Here is a 14857-nt window from a genome sequence, read left to right as displayed (position 1 = left end):
CGTGTCTCAATGCACATGTTCTTCATCGGATATTAACCATTACAGCAAAGCCCTATCTACAACCGTAATGGCTATAAATAGGGCTTACCTTATCTACTATAAATAGTTCATCGGATTTACAGGTTTGTTATTTTCGCGCACCTCAAAATGACAGTGAGGTCCTGTGGAATTGCCCGTCGAACCAACTTCTGCAATTTTTTGACCACGTTTCACAGTCTGCCCGGTATGAACCACCGTACCGCCATTGCGAATGTGTCCGTATAGGGTCCATAGCCCGTCTCCATGGTCAATCACAACCGTATTTCCATAGCCACTCCACCATTCGGCAACAATGACAACACCATCTTCGGCTGCATGAATATCGGTTCCCTGAGGAGCCGCCATATCAACACCTGTGTGGCCTTTAAGCTTGCCGGTAATCGGATGTACCCGCATGCCAAAAGTAGATGAAAGTCGGTAATGGGATACAGGCGAAGCCAATGTGCCCGTTCCGCCTGTATACGTACTGGCTGCCGCATGGCTGGAATTCGAGGCGGCACCTGAGGATGAAGATGCATATCGTTTGGCTTCAGCCGCACGTGCAGCCGCTCTAGCGCGTGCTGCTTTGGCAGCCTGCTCCGCTCTAAGCTTGTTCTTCTCCTGCACCAGACCCACACGTTTGTTAGCGAGTGCTACCAGCATGTCATTTTGCTCTTCGCTGATTTCATCTGACTCAGCAATATCATGATCGTAATTGGAAATCAGTCTTTGTTTCTCTTTTTCCTTCGAATTCAGTTCTGCTTTGGCGTCCTGCTTGAGCGCATAGAGCTTCTTGGCATTTTTATATTCCGTGTCCAGCTGTTTCTTCTTGCTTACGACCAATGCCTTGTCCTTTTTATGCTCGTCCAACAGGATTTGATCCTGCTCCACGATCGTTTTCAAGGAATCTACCCGGCTGAGAAAGTCACTAAAACTGGACGAAGACATAAGCACGTCCATATATGAGACGGTTCCATCCGTATACATCAAACGCACACGAGTTTCCAGCATTTTTTCCCGTGACTGGATACGATCAATGGCCTCAGCTAAATCTTTTTTAGTCGCACGTAGATTATCTTCCGTTTGATCAATCTGAACCGCAACACGAGTCAGCTGATCACTGACGCTGTTAATCTGAGCAAGCACAATTTTCAGGTTTTGCACGGTTTTATTTTTGTAATGTTGAGCATACTGTTTATCTTGAGCAGCCTTTTCCTGTTGTTGCTTGGCAGATTGGGCCTGCTTTTCCAATTGGTTCAGCTGCGAATTGATTTCACTCATGCTTTTGGCATATCCGTCAGAAGGCTGGATTAGCAATGCGGCTACCAAGGTAGCGGCCAACACAGATCCTGTTTTTTTCAACTTGCACTCCCCATCCTTTATCGCAAAATAACACCGGGCTTCCCCGTTCTAATTGATACCGACCACGACGTCCAGCCAACGCTTCTTTATACTTTTAAGAACTTGCGCATGGACAGGGTACTGCCAACAATTCCGACCAGCATACCCAAAATAATCAGCAATGCACTCAACTGAATCCAAATGCCTTCAAGTGGCATAAGCTTCAACATATTCAGAGCTATATCGCCCTGAACGGCGGTCAGCAAACGCTGATAGCCAGTAAATAAAATACCTACAGTAATAAGGGAACCAATAAGACCAATAAGCGCGCCTTCGATAAAAAACGGCCAGCGTATAAAAAAGTTGGTCGCACCGACCAGCTTCATAATGCCAATCTCTCTGCGTCGTGCCAATATGGTCACGCGAATCGTATTCGAGATAAGGAACATGGACATGAGCGCCAGTCCGGCGACGAATATAAAGCCTACATTACGTATGAGCTTCGTAATCGTAAAGAGCGTCTCTACGGTGCCTTTTCCATAACGAACCTTTAAAATCGGTTTCTCTGGATGCAACGTATTCAGCTTCTCAATCTTTTCAGCCACAAATGGAACCGTTGTTGGTTCAATAACCTCTACCACAATTTTGTCCGGGAGTGGATTGCTGTCCTTGTCAAAACCCTCCAGCAGCTCCTTGCCGCTGTCTCCCAAATCTTTGCGCAGCTCCTCCAAACCCTGAGCTTTAGTCACAAAGGTCGTTTTACTGATTTCCGGCATCGCTGCGATTTCCTTTTGCAGTGTTTCGCGCATGTTCTGCTCTACATTTAGCTCCAGAAATACGTTAACCTCTACCTGACTATCTGCCTGATCAGCCAGGGAATTGACGTTGAGCACCAGCATGATAAATACGCCCAATATAAGTAATGACACAATAATCGAAGTGACGGATGCCACGGACATCCAGCCATTGCGGAATATGTTTTTGAAACCTTCCCGCAGATGACGTAAGAAGGTATTAAAAGTCATATCCGTACTCCCCTCTTACCTGATCCCTTACGATGTTGCCATTCTCAATAGCAATTACGCGTTTACGCATGGAATTCACGATGTCCTTATTGTGGGTCGCCATCACAATGGTCGTACCCCTAAAATTAATTTCGTCCAGCAACTGCATGATCTCCCACGATGTCTCGGGGTCCAGATTTCCCGTAGGTTCATCGGCAATGATCACGGAAGGATTGTTTACGATGGCCCGTGCAATCGCTACACGCTGTTGCTCCCCACCGGAAAGCTGGGCAGGCTCACGATTCATTTTTGTTTTCAAGCCAACCAGTTCAAGCACTTCTGGTACCCGTTTGCGAATCAGCTTCTTGGGAGCTTCAATAACTTCCATAGCAAAAGCCACATTCTCATAAGCCGTCAAACGCGGCAAAAGGCGGAAATCCTGAAAAATGACTCCGATGTTACGACGAACGTAGGGAATTTTACGCTGCTTGAGCTTCCCGATATTAAAACCATTGACTGAAATTTGCCCCTTGGTAGGTACTTCTTCTCTATAAATAAGCTTCATAAAAGTCGATTTCCCCGCTCCAGACGGGCCGACTACGTATACAAATTCATTACGGTCAATTCTGACCGATACTCCTTGAAGTGCGTGGGTTCCGTTAGTATAGGTCTTCCACACATCCTGCATTTCAATCACTCGATCACTTCCCGCTGCTTAATCATATTACGCATAACCTAATATCCATTCGACATATTCCATGCATTTCCTTTAAAAACTTCTCTATTTCATCATACCGTTTATCATTGTAACAAATTTGTTACCTAAATAGTACCGAAAGTTTTCTGCTTTTGGCACATATATATGAATAATATGGCACACGAGTACGCTATCAAGCTTATCAGACAGGAGACATCTGCATTATGAAAAAAATTCATTTATCTGTCATTTGGATATGGGCTGGTGTTCTGGCGCTGGCCATGTTGTGGGGGGGACTTCATCTGTACGCCGACAGACAAACGCTGCCGGAGGGAGTGAGGGTCGGAGGAGTCAACGTAGGAAGCATGGATTACACAGCCGCTCTCCGGCTGGTGGATAAAAAGCTGGATGCATTAAAGCAACGCTCACTGCTTCTGACGGACAGTGACAGCAGTGCACAGGATATAAAACTTACACTCGGGGAAGCAGGAATTCATTATAAAGCGGAGGCATTTCGGAATGCCGTGAAGGCGCTCAGCTCGGAGCATCTATGGACTCGTGTGCAGACACGTTTTAGCTTCGAAAAGGAATGGTCTATCGCATCTTTCCGACAGAAGGAGATATTGAAAGCCCAATTCGGAGCCGATTGGGAGGAGCAACGATATGGCATGCCTATCAATGCTGTGCGTCAGATTGACGGGAATGATCAGGTTCGTTATATTCCTGGGCGCTCTGCGCGACGTCTGGATTGGCCTAAACTGGACGCCGCACTGGATAAGGCCCTGCCCAAGGATTTTACCGCTTCGGAGGAGCCGATACGAGTGGAATTACCGTTCCTTCAGCTGGAGCCGAAAATTTCGGTGGACAGCCTGCGTAATGAAGGGATTGAGCGCAAAATCGTCCAGTTCTCCACCAGTCTCGGCAGCAGCTCGGAAGGACGCGTGTATAACGTCAATTCAGCGGCAAGCACCGTTGATGGTTTAATTCTCAAGCCAGGTGACATATTCGACTACGGTCAATTGATTGCCAAGGCTGAGCGCACTCATGGCTTTCGTGAAGCTCCAGTGATCGTGAACGGTCAGTTGGAGTCCGGCATAGGTGGCGGGATTTGTCAGGTATCCAGCACGGTGTATAATGCAGCACTGCGAGTCGGTTTGGACATTGTTGAGCGCCGCAACCATTCCTTGCCGGTCAGCTACCTGCCCAAAGGTCAGGATGCGACTTTTGCTACAGGGTCCATTAATTTTCGTTTTAGAAACAATACAGGCAAGCATTTAATACTTCGTGCGGCTGTCCAAAACCGAACGCTTACTGTTAAATTTTTTGGTACATTTCCGTCCAATGTTTCGTATGAACTGGAATCCCATACGGTTCGCATACTTCCCATACCGGAGAAGAGACTCCGTAATGACTCCCTTTCCCCCGGCTTCTATCAAGTACTTCGGCAGGGCAAAGAAGGGTATGTGGTAGAAACATTCCGGGTAAAAAAGGTGGACGGAAAAACCGTAGATCGCACCCGAATCAGCCGCGATACGTATCGAGCGCAGCAACGCATTATAGCTAGTTATGGCGGTGGCACATCGTCTGAGCCACAAACACGTGAACCCGAGAAGTCTATTGTCGAGGACGGTATAAGCGAATAAACGAAAAATCCCCCTTCCACTGTCGACTGGACTTGTTCCAGACAGAGTGAAAGGGGGATTTTAGCTATAAATTACTCGCTGCGTTTACCCAAAACAGAAATTTCTACAGGCTCACTTTCGTTACCGTCTGCATCTTCAGCTTTGATTACCAGCCTAACCGTTGCTTTTTGAGCAAGCACACTGATACTAAATGTGCCATCATCTTTGGCTACTGCACTACCGATAGGCAGTTCATTGGAATAGGCGGTTACTGTGGAACCTGCTTTAGCTGTCCCCGTAATTGTACCTTCTCCGTCATACACATCGTTGACTTTCAGTGCTTTCGTAGTTGCAACCGCGTCAGCAGCTGTGTCTGTAGTGCTATCTGTAGTCGTATCCGTAGTTGTGTCAGTATCTGTGTTGGTATCTATGGTTGTAGAGTTGTCCGTAGTCGTGCTATCTGTGCTGGTACTTGTGCTGCTATCTTCTGTTTCACTGCCAGAAGTAGTCGACGTGTTACCATAAGTGGAATCTGTCACATTGCCGTATGTGGAATCCGTCACCGTTCCACCAGGAGTCGTCGTCAGATTATCAACAGGGCTCAGGTTGTAACCGGAAGCAGCGTCCAGAATAGCAATCGCCTCTGCACGAGTCAGCGACTTCAGTGGCTGGAATTTACCATCCGGATAACCGTTGATGATTTTTTGCTCCGCAGCTGCCGCTACACTTTTCTTCGCCCAAGCTCCAATTTTATCGGAGTCAATGAATTTAGTAACATCTGCTGCGTTACCGGCAGTGAGTCCAATAGCTTTGCCTACGATAGCCGCAGCCTCTTGACGTGTTACCTTACCATTTGGTTTGAGCTTGTTATCTGCATAGCCGCTTATGTAACCTGCATTCACGGCACTTGTAAGCTCGTTGTATGCCCAGTGAGAGGCTGGTACATCTGTGAACGTTCTGCTTCCATTACCGTTTACTTTTACACTGTCCGCATACGTTACGTCAGTCACTGCTGGAGTATCCTGCGTGAACGTACCCAAGCTGCGATTCAGAAGAACAATAAATTCTGCACGTGTGATTGCCGCATCTGGTTTCACCGCGCCGTCCAATTGTCCTGTGGCTGACCAGCGTTGCACCTGATCTCCTGCCCAATGTCCACTTGTAGTTTGAGGAGCAGCTGCCGCTGCGCTGAATGCGCTAAGAATAAGACCTGTACTCAATACACCTGTAACTGTGTTTCTTAACTTTTTTCCCATGCTATAAATTCCTCCTCTGATTGGATTCATCATTCTTTTTTAAACACTTTACCAGAAATCAAACCCAAATAACCCCCAAATTAAAAAAATCGTCCCATATAACCATACCCCCTCCTTATGTAGGATAAATAAGAAACGGGACTTAATGCCTAGTTATTCACTTGGATATGTATATTTAGACAGGCTAAGGTATACTGAATGAATATTCGGTCATATGCTGGAACACTGCAATGAGGTCACAAAACCCTAAGAAAAGAGGTCTTCTTATGGCTCTTATTCAATGTCAGTTTTATTCTGAAGTTCTTGGTCTGAGCACATCCATGAATGTTATTCTTCCTCAGGCAACCCGTTCGCAAATTGGACTGGAAGGCAAGCAAGGAACCGGGTCACATCCGACGCTGTATTTGCTGCATGGCCTATCGGACGATGATTCAACCTGGTTACGCCGAACCTCCATTGAACGCTATGTCGCCTCATTGGGCCTAGCTGTCGTCATGCCCCAGGTACATCGGAGTTTCTATACGAATATGGAGCAAGGCGCGGCTTATTGGACCTTTATCAGTGAAGAATTGCCGGCTTTGGCACGTTCATTCTTTCCTCTGTCCGACAAGCGTGAAGATAATTTTGTAGCCGGACTTTCTATGGGTGGATATGGTGCTTTCAAACTGGCACTCCAGCATCCAGAGCGTTTTGCAGCCGCTGCCAGCCTTTCGGGAGTCATGGATTTACACGCATCACGCACCGATCCTATGCAAAATGCGATGAGTCCAGCGGAATGGCTTAACATTTTTGGTCCAGATGAAATACGTGGAACGGATCACGATTTGCTGGAACTGTTACAACGTCATGCTGCTTTGGGGACCTCACTTCCCCGGCTCTACCAATGCTGCGGCACGGAGGATTTCCTATATAAGGGAAATCAGGCTTTTCGTGAAACATGTAATACTATCGGAGTTCCGCTGACCTACGAAGAAGGTCCTGGAGCTCATGAATGGGGATACTGGGACGCGAAAATTCAGGATGTACTGGCGTGGCTACCGCTCAAAGAGCACTAAACAGGTTAAAAAAATCCCCGCAGCTCCCCTCATCGCACCATGGCGAAGGGATAGGCTCGGGGATTTTTATGCACATTAGGGATTTGTTATGGTCTCCGTCGATGGAGATCCTTTAGTTAGTGACTTGGGTAGCACCTTGTACAAGCGCCACTCACCGTTAAACTCACGTTCAAGCTGGACCCAAGGAGCGCCTTTTTCATATAAATTCGGATATACCATATTGATTTTACTCAGTGGCATGCCTGACATGATCTTAGGTACAAGGATATAATCCACATGGCTATCCTGCGGATAACTTAGTGCCTTATTGAACAAATAATCACTGGTAATCAGGAAGCGTTTTGGATATTGGCTGTAGACAATCATGGTGTAGGCTGAAGCCGAATCGGTCATAATGGTAGACTTCGGCAGATGCTTATCCAACCAGACGGCAATCTTACGATCTGACTCCTGTCTCACATAGTTCACATTCCCCGTTCGTGTGAGAAAGCTGTTCTCATCCGGTGCAATATCCGGGCGAGTCAATGCATAGGAAAGTAATCCAGCGGTAAGCAGCAGACTGACGGACACCAGGCCAAAGGCTGCCCTCCGCCATCGTCCCTGAAGCTGGCTCAGCTCATAGGGCAACCAGGCTACGGTAATTGGGAACACGTACATAAAATAACGAAACCATCCGTACGAAGATTGCTTCATCATGAGTAAAAATTGCAACCCTGGCACTGACAGGAACAGCAGCAAAATAATCAATGTTCCCCATCGGAACAAGCGTCCACTCAACAGACGAATGAACAGAATAGCAAACAACGGTACCGAATACCAGAGTGTTTTGGAAGCAATAAATTTCAAGGCCACCAGCGGATTGGAGAAAATCTCTACAAACTTATCATCATTCAGCAGCTCTGCCGATTGGGCCGTGTTCGAATACTCCGAATTCAGGAAATAAAAAGCATTCCCCATAATGAGATAGTTAAAGAAAATCCACAACAGCCCGGAAAAGACCACGGGGAGCAGAAGCAGTAACCAAGTTGCCTCTACCTTGTGCAGTTTTTCTCGCAAGGCCAGTTCACGTCTGCCCATGTTTCGATGTAGAAACATGATCGCCAATACCACTCCACCCGCCATTGCCACGCCCAGAGGAACCGCTTCATAGCGAGTCCAGAACGCCATGGCAAGCGCTAATCCAGAAACAATCAGACTTGCCGTCATGCGATCCTTTAGCCACAATGCAAACTCAATCACCGTCATCATAATGAAGTATATGTATAGCGAATCGCTCAGCCCATTGGCACCAAACAGTAAAATAAACGGATTCAGTGCATACAACAGTGCCAGCATGATGCTCATCCCTGAGCTAAGCCCTGTTCTGACCCCCGCCCGATACAGCAACATAGCGGTCAAAGCGGCAAAGGTAGCACTAAGAATGACAGCAGCCAATCCATAGGTGGCTAATGCCGGAAAGATTGGATACAGCAGTAGAATCACCATTTCCAGAAGACTGGGTAGTGGATTCCAGATAAATCCGATTGCGCCCAGATGCGGGTCACGGCTGTACAGCACATAAAATGCATTAGCTACGCGACTGAGCGCGTCTGTGTGCATATATCCCAGAACATAGCTGAAATAGATGCCCGCAGACAGTTCCAATGCAAGTATAAATACAAACAGACCTATAGCCATCCATCTGCTTGCAGACCATTTGCGAAAGGACATTCCTCTCGTTCCCCCTCAAACTTCTTGCGGTGATACAGTTGTAGCCTAATCACACCCTACAGCTGTATGCTTCCCTCCGCTACGATGCACTAAAATATAATAATTATTTCGATTCTTCATGCTCTATTTTGTACAGTCGCCACTGACCGTCAAAGTCATGTACCAACGAGGCCCACGGCGCTCCCTTTTCGAACAAATCAGGATAGTTCCGGTTCACCTGATCCAGCGGTACCCCATCCACCAAGCGCGTGACCAAGACATAATCCACCTTGGAAGCAGGCAGATCCATTAAAGATTCCCCAAAGTCAAAATCACTCGTAATCATAAATTTCTTTGGAATTTTACTACTCAAAATAATCGGATAGGCCGCATAGGAATCTGTCAAAATGAGGGATGAACCATAATGCTCATCCAGCCACGGCGCTATTTTCCGCTCAATAATTTGACGTTCGTAGCTTTCATTACCACTATGCGTTAAATAGCTGTGTTCATCTGCTGCAATCGCGGGGTTCGTCAGTGCGTAGGATAACAAGCCTGCTGTTACCAACATTCCTGCTGTTACCAGTGAGATTCCGATCCCCCTCATTTTCCCCTTCAATAAACTTAGCTCATACGGCAACCAGGCAACCGTAATCGGGAATACATACATAAAATATCGGAACCAGCCAAAAGAAGACTGCTTGAGCATCAGCAAAAGCTGAAGTCCAGGCACCGATAAAAAGATTGCTAATAGCGTAAGCGTGCTCCAACTCAACAGACGTTTGTCCAATAGTCGTATGAGCAAAATGGCAATCAACGGAGCAGCATACCATAAGGTTCGTTGCCCGATAAACTTTAGCATCAGCACAGGGTGGGCAAACATGGCCACAAAGCGTTGATCCTCCAACAAAGCCGCTGATTGTGTGGAATTGGAATACTGCGAGCGTAAGAAGTAAAGCGGGTCGCCCATGATAATCCAGTTAAAAAAGAGCCAAAGCAGGCCGGAAAAGACAAGTGGCAACAATAATAGAAGCCATGTCGCCTCCACCTTGTACAGTCGCTCTTTTAAAGACAATTCCGTTCTAACCCTCTCTCTGTTTGTACGCCACCTATGCAGAAAAAAGATCGTCAGCAATACACCCAAAGCCATCGCAACGCCAAGCGGAACCGCTTCATAGCGTACCCAAAAAGCCAGTGCAAGCGCAAAACCGGATACGATCAAATTCGCCGCCTTGCGATCCTTCAACCACATACAAAATCGACTCACAGTCAACAGGATGAAAAAGATATATGGCGAGTCACTCAAGCCGTTGAAGCCAAACAGAAACATAAATGGATTCAGTGAAAATAATAGCGCAATCAGCAAACTGGTTGCACCGTGAAGCCCCAACTGTTTGCCCGTCGCATACAATAATGCCGCGCTCGCCCCTGCAAATAGGCTGCTCACAATCACTGCCGCCAGCCCGTGGGAAGCGAGTACTGGAAATAAAGGATAAAACAACAGCACAATCAGTTCCATCAAACTGGGCAGCGGATTCCATACAAACCCGATAGCACCCAAGTGTGGGTCACGACTGTACAGCACATAAAATGCATTAGCCACTCGACTGAGCGCATCGGTATGCATATAGCCAAGATGCCATGCAAAATACACACCCACGGCCAGTTCAAGAGTAGTAATACAAGCAAACAATGATAGCAATTTTCCGTGTTTTCTTAAAATCATGAAACCTCTTTCTGACGCTGTTGCGGAACGGAGAAGATCCAGTAACGGTTCCAGATATAATTATGAACAGGCACGATGATGGTAGTTAGTACTTCACCGATCAGATACGACCAACCGATCCAGTGAATGGTCACGTACATCAGAGCGGCATTTAAGAGCAAGCCACAGGTACAGACCAATAAATATTTAAGAAACTGGGTGCGGCTTCCCTCGCCGGTAGGCTCGAACGTCCAGTTTCGGTTCAGCACATACGAAACGAGCAATGTAACCACGAATCCGATTGTAGTAGCCGTTACTGCTGGTACCGTAAACAACTCCACCAGCAGCACAAGCACACCAACATGGATACCTGTACCCAGCAGCCCCACAATACCGTATTTAATGATTGGATACTTTAGATATGAACGTCTGATCATGTTGATTAAACTCCCTGTCCACCCACAATCGGTCAGCATTCGCCCGTTTATCTGCTATCAAATAGCGAGGCCTAGCTTTGACTTCGTGATATATGGCGGCAATATATTCTCCTACCACACCAATTGACAGCATGAGTACACTGCCAATAATCAAGAGCAGCAAAATGACAGTGGTAAAACCGGTCACAGCATCACCCGTTAATTTGCGCATTAAGGTCTGAATCCCCAATACGACTGAAATCAGCATAAAAATGAGGCCCATCAGACTCACTACCCGCAATGGTACTGTCGAAAACGAAACGATCGCTTCTGCTGCCAGTCGAGTCAGCCCTAACGGACTCCAGCGGCTTGGCCCCTCTTCGCGTGGAGCCACCCGGAATGAAATCTGGGTTTTGCGGAAACCTAGCCAGGCCGTCATTCCGCGGAAAAACGGCATACGCTCTGGCATCGCCATCCAGGCATCCACCACTCGTCGATCCAGTAGCTTATAATCGGAGGCATCCTTGAGATTAAAGCCCGTCAAGCGGTTCAGGGTCGCGTAGAACAATGAAGCACCGAGCTTTTTGCCCACCGACTCTTCTCCCCGAAATTCTTTCACACATTCGACCAAATCATAACCTTCATTTTGCCATAAACGTACCATTTCTCCAATCATTTCAGGAGGATGCTGCAAATCACCGTCCATGACAATAATCGCATCGCCAGAGGCATTTTCCAGACCTGCGCACAACGCCAGCTCCTTACCGAAATTCCGACTCAGCCGGAGCGCGAGCAAAGAGGGCATACGACGGGACAATTCGGACAGCTTGAGCCACGTATCGTCTTTGGAACCATCATCTACTATGATGAGCTCATAGCGTGAGGTGACAACAGACAATACCCCATCAATTACCTTAAGTGAACGCTCGAGATGCGAGCTTTCATTATACATGGGAATGACGACGGATAAAAAAGGTGTTTTTGTCTCCATTCTTGCTCCTTCTTTCTTCATATTCAGGAGGACTGTGCCGGGGTATCATCCAAGTCGTGCATATCGGTCAGACCATGTGTCGTCTTCTCCCAATAGAACGGCTTGGTAATGAGCTGCCAAGCGGCTTTCACCGCAGCTATACTCATAAGTACCCAATATAACGGCGAGAGTAGCCCATATTTGACCATCGCGTATGAAAATGTTCGTTCACCGCGCTCTTCCAGTTCCCCGATGACCCAATACATTCCGGCCACGTTACTGAATACGAACAGAAAGTTACCGATATAAAATTCCGCGCTGGCCAGGTAATACACATACCCCGGGAACAGCTTGGGAATAAAGGATAATTCCCAGCCAAACCATAAAATAAGCAAACCCCAAAAAATCGGATTCAGCAACGGCAACATCGGAGTTGCCAAAATCATCACCTGAAAGCCGAAAAAGCCCTTCCAGCCCACTTCGCGCACCAGCTTAACCGGATTGCGCATATGAACCAGCCATGTCTGCATATACCCCTTGATCCAGCGTGACCGCTGACGAATCCAGTTGCCCACGCGGCTGTTAGCTTCCTCCCATGTGCGGGAATCGACAATAGCAGTTTTGTAGCCGCCTTTATACAGACGTATGCCCAGATCGGCATCCTCGGTTACATTGTAGGGGTCCCACGCATTAATATCTTTCAATACAGATACCCGAAAATGATTGGATGTGCCGCCTAAAGGAATTGGGGTATCTAACTGCATAATACCCGGCAGCAGTAACTCGAACCACATACTGTATTCTTGAGTGAACCAGCGGGTCAGCAAATTTTGTGTACTATTAAAGTAGTTGAGCTTCGCTTGAATACATGCATAATGCTCAGGGAGTGAATCGAACGCTGCAATGACCTTTTTAAGCTGATCAGCGTCGGGACGATCCTCAGCATCGTAAATCACGACAAACTCGCCACGTGCCCGAATAAGTCCATAATTACATGCCTTCGGCTTGGTTTTCGGCAAACCGTCTGGAACGACCAGTGTCGTGTAATAGGCCGGCAGCTTCATTTCACGGAGTAGCTCGATCGTCTCAATGTCATCCTCTTCAATCAGCAGCCGCACATCCAGCTTGGACTTTGGATAATCCAGCTGCTCCAAATTCCGCAACAACATCGGAAGCACGCCCGCCTCCTTATACATAGGTACAAGAATGGTATAGATCGGCAGTTTCTTTTCATCCATGGCGTCAACCTCTTCCTTCGTAAAACGAAGCTGCGCCCCACGCCGGGAACCGAGATAAATAATGCCAAATTTAAATAGCGTCATCGCAAAATAAAACAGCTGAATCATCATATTGATGATCAACACCGTTTTCCAACTGTTCCACAAGAGACCGAGCAGTGTAATCATACCCATAGCTGCGAACACCCAAAGTTGTCCCTTTGTAAAAGTCGTCCGCGCCGAATTGTGCGGTTCTTTTTCCAATAGCCCAGTCGTGCTCTCCTGCATCATTTCTTCACCGTAGATTTTACCCCAGAGCTGCTCCATCTCTTCCTTCGTAGCAAGCACCTGCTCTACCGGCATACCCAAGATTTCCTCCAGCTTCAAGCGTCGCTCTTCTGGCAACGGATCGCTAACCGCCACAATATATCGGTTCATATACTGATGGATGACGACCACGCCATAAGCCATTGCCACTTGCTCGGGTAGTTTGTACGCCGCATCCAGCGCCAGCTCCTCACCAATGCGCCCGATTCGGTTCTGTGTAGCAATCGCGCGGTACAAATCCGCAGGTTCCAGCATTTGCAATGACAGCAAGATGTCGCCGAGCAGCCCGCCGCTCTTCGCCTGGAACTCCAGTGCGCGCTCCAGTTGTTCCGGTAATATATAGCCGGAACGAACCAGCATATCGCCTAGGCGCTCCTTGGACTCGTCGCCGTCAACCTGCTCTTGGAGCTGCTCGGCTGTAATGAAGCCCATCTCTACAAGAATATCACCCAACCTGCCACCGTAACGCTTCTGGTTACGGATGGCATCTGTCAGCTGATCGCGGGTGATCATCCCGTTCTCCACCAGTTGATCCCCCAGACGGGCCTTGCCGTTTCGTCCACTCTGCGTTCCTGTTGCCGCCTCTTCGCCTTCCGTACCAGGGATACTGGAACCAGCGCCCATAGCAGCTCCTGCTGCTGTCTGTTCCTGCCCAGAGGCATATTGGACTTGAGCCTCCTGCACCTGTCCATCCTGTATCCCTTCATCCAGCAATTGTTCCACAGCTGCTGCTGTATCATTGGCGTTCTGTATCGCCTGGATACGAAGTTCTGTATCCTGAAGTCGCCGTTCTAACTCTTCAATATGAAAATCAAGCTTGTACAGCACCGGGGCCTGCTCTAACCGCTGAGCCTCTAGCTGTTGTTGCAGTTGTTCGATTCGCTGACGCTCTTCTTTTATTCTTCTCTTGGTTTGGCGAATTGAAACTCCTCCAACCTGCCACCTAAGCTTGTCACCCATGAATTCCCGCCCTTTCAATCCAGCGCCGCTCTTCCGCAAGCGCATCCGCAAGCAGCTGCTTTAACTCCGCATCCCGCTGCTTTTTCCGTTCCAGCGCCGCGTGGAAAAGTTCCCGCTCCTCACGCAGTAACTCCTCCGCTTGCACCCGTTCCTCATGCAATGAAGATATCAGTTGATCGGCTTCAGAAGCGCGATAACCGAACCAAGCGCTCTTTAACTGACGCGCCGTCCTTTTAGTTCTCATAATACCTCCCTAGATCATCCCGACTCTGCCTTCAGCTACATCGACTTTAGAGCTTTTACTTGCCGTTCTCCCGAAACCAGGACATACCTATGTTCTCATTCAAGCCCTTCATTTACACATTTATGAAATTGTCCTAATCAAAAGTGCCTCTAGTAACTTGACATTTATTTATTGAATATAGTTCTTGTCCTATTGAATTGGTAATTCAATGAAAAACTTAGTGCTATTCTACCATAATCATCGTAGGCGTAGTATACAAAAATGTAAATTCTAGAAACTTTCACACTAGCGTATTAGTAGGTATTTAGAACTATAAATTAAATGCTATGAAAAATA

At 47.5% G+C, this 14857-nt stretch carries 12 protein-coding genes; 2 read left to right on the top strand and 10 right to left on the bottom strand.

What is annotated here, in order from left to right; all coding sequences use genetic code 11:
- Window positions 1–96 precede the first annotated feature (96 nt).
- From NSS66_RS12885 to ftsE, 3 genes are all read right to left on the bottom strand, one after another.
- Window positions 97–1380, bottom strand: a complete 1284-nt coding sequence (locus NSS66_RS12885; protein WP_023990619.1) for a M23 family metallopeptidase — start codon at window positions 1378–1380, stop codon at window positions 97–99.
- An 86-nt stretch (window positions 1381–1466) separates the two neighbouring features.
- Complete coding sequence (gene ftsX, locus NSS66_RS12880) at window positions 1467–2384, bottom strand: permease-like cell division protein FtsX (RefSeq protein ID WP_339201018.1); 918 nt, start codon at window positions 2382–2384, stop codon at window positions 1467–1469.
- Window positions 2374–3060: a cell division ATP-binding protein FtsE gene (ftsE, locus tag NSS66_RS12875; RefSeq protein WP_023990620.1), complete on the bottom strand. Its 687-nt coding sequence runs from the start codon at window positions 3058–3060 to the stop codon at window positions 2374–2376. The genes ftsX and ftsE overlap by 11 nt, the downstream gene beginning before the upstream one ends.
- Before the next feature lie 224 nt (window positions 3061–3284).
- Between ftsE and NSS66_RS12870 the strand changes: the two genes are divergently transcribed.
- On the top strand, window positions 3285–4703 hold the full coding sequence (locus NSS66_RS12870; RefSeq protein ID WP_069080800.1) for a VanW family protein: 1419 nt from the start codon (window positions 3285–3287) through the stop codon (window positions 4701–4703).
- Window positions 4704–4774: 71 nt separating this feature from the next.
- On the opposite strand, the gene NSS66_RS12865 is transcribed toward NSS66_RS12870, so the two are convergent.
- Window positions 4775–5938, bottom strand: coding sequence for an S-layer homology domain-containing protein (locus NSS66_RS12865; RefSeq protein WP_028542121.1), 1164 nt, complete (start codon window positions 5936–5938; stop codon window positions 4775–4777).
- Window positions 5939–6204: 266 nt separating this feature from the next.
- Here NSS66_RS12865 and NSS66_RS12860 point away from each other — a divergent pair, with 266 nt between their 5' ends.
- On the top strand, window positions 6205–6993 hold the full coding sequence (locus NSS66_RS12860) for an alpha/beta hydrolase (RefSeq protein WP_069080799.1): 789 nt from the start codon (window positions 6205–6207) through the stop codon (window positions 6991–6993).
- A gap of 75 nt (window positions 6994–7068) precedes the next feature.
- Here the strand turns inward: NSS66_RS12860 and NSS66_RS12855 are convergent, their stop codons facing one another.
- The 6 genes from NSS66_RS12855 to NSS66_RS12830 all read right to left on the bottom strand — a co-directional run bounded on the left by NSS66_RS12855 (window position 7069) and on the right by NSS66_RS12830 (window position 14521).
- Complete coding sequence (locus tag NSS66_RS12855; RefSeq protein WP_340959074.1) at window positions 7069–8703, bottom strand: glycosyltransferase family 39 protein; 1635 nt, start codon at window positions 8701–8703, stop codon at window positions 7069–7071.
- Window positions 8704–8806: 103 nt separating this feature from the next.
- Window positions 8807–10408, bottom strand: coding sequence for an ArnT family glycosyltransferase (locus tag NSS66_RS12850; RefSeq protein WP_069080797.1), 1602 nt, complete (start codon window positions 10406–10408; stop codon window positions 8807–8809).
- Window positions 10405–10824: a GtrA family protein gene (locus NSS66_RS12845; RefSeq protein WP_023990626.1), complete on the bottom strand. Its 420-nt coding sequence runs from the start codon at window positions 10822–10824 to the stop codon at window positions 10405–10407. Before NSS66_RS12845 ends, NSS66_RS12850 begins: the two co-directional genes overlap by 4 nt.
- Window positions 10787–11794, bottom strand: coding sequence for a glycosyltransferase family 2 protein (locus NSS66_RS12840; RefSeq protein ID WP_023990627.1), 1008 nt, complete (start codon window positions 11792–11794; stop codon window positions 10787–10789). The genes NSS66_RS12845 and NSS66_RS12840 overlap by 38 nt, the downstream gene beginning before the upstream one ends.
- 23 nt (window positions 11795–11817) lie before the next feature.
- Window positions 11818–14277, bottom strand: a complete 2460-nt coding sequence (locus NSS66_RS12835) for a glycosyltransferase family 2 protein (RefSeq protein WP_053326222.1) — start codon at window positions 14275–14277, stop codon at window positions 11818–11820.
- Window positions 14270–14521, bottom strand: coding sequence for a hypothetical protein (locus NSS66_RS12830; RefSeq protein ID WP_023990629.1), 252 nt, complete (start codon window positions 14519–14521; stop codon window positions 14270–14272). Before NSS66_RS12830 ends, NSS66_RS12835 begins: the two co-directional genes overlap by 8 nt.
- Window positions 14522–14857 lie beyond the last annotated feature (336 nt).

It is taken from the genome of Paenibacillus sp. FSL R10-2748 (assembly GCF_038005565.1).
Lineage (GTDB): Bacteria > Bacillota > Bacilli > Paenibacillales > Paenibacillaceae > Paenibacillus > Paenibacillus polymyxa_B.
This window is presented reverse-complemented; position numbering and strand designations above follow the sequence as displayed.

What these genes read in the sequence shown, in the direction of transcription:
- NSS66_RS12870 (WP_069080800.1), top strand. Translation starts at nt 3,285, where the DNA reads ATGAAAAAAATTCATTTATCTGTCATTTGGATATGGGCTGGTGTTCTG.
- ftsX (WP_339201018.1), bottom strand. Translation starts at nt 2,384, where the DNA reads ATGACTTTTAATACCTTCTTACGTCATCTGCGGGAAGGTTTCAAAAAC.
- NSS66_RS12840 (WP_023990627.1), bottom strand. Translation starts at nt 11,794, where the DNA reads ATGGAGACAAAAACACCTTTTTTATCCGTCGTCATTCCCATGTATAAT.
- NSS66_RS12835 (WP_053326222.1), bottom strand. Translation starts at nt 14,277, where the DNA reads ATGGGTGACAAGCTTAGGTGGCAGGTTGGAGGAGTTTCAATTCGCCAA.
- NSS66_RS12860 (WP_069080799.1), top strand. Translation starts at nt 6,205, where the DNA reads ATGGCTCTTATTCAATGTCAGTTTTATTCTGAAGTTCTTGGTCTGAGC.
- NSS66_RS12830 (WP_023990629.1), bottom strand. Translation starts at nt 14,521, where the DNA reads ATGAGAACTAAAAGGACGGCGCGTCAGTTAAAGAGCGCTTGGTTCGGT.
- NSS66_RS12855 (WP_340959074.1), bottom strand. Translation starts at nt 8,703, where the DNA reads ATGTCCTTTCGCAAATGGTCTGCAAGCAGATGGATGGCTATAGGTCTG.
- NSS66_RS12850 (WP_069080797.1), bottom strand. Translation starts at nt 10,408, where the DNA reads ATGATTTTAAGAAAACACGGAAAATTGCTATCATTGTTTGCTTGTATT.
- NSS66_RS12845 (WP_023990626.1), bottom strand. Translation starts at nt 10,824, where the DNA reads ATGATCAGACGTTCATATCTAAAGTATCCAATCATTAAATACGGTATT.
- NSS66_RS12865 (WP_028542121.1), bottom strand. Translation starts at nt 5,938, where the DNA reads ATGGGAAAAAAGTTAAGAAACACAGTTACAGGTGTATTGAGTACAGGT.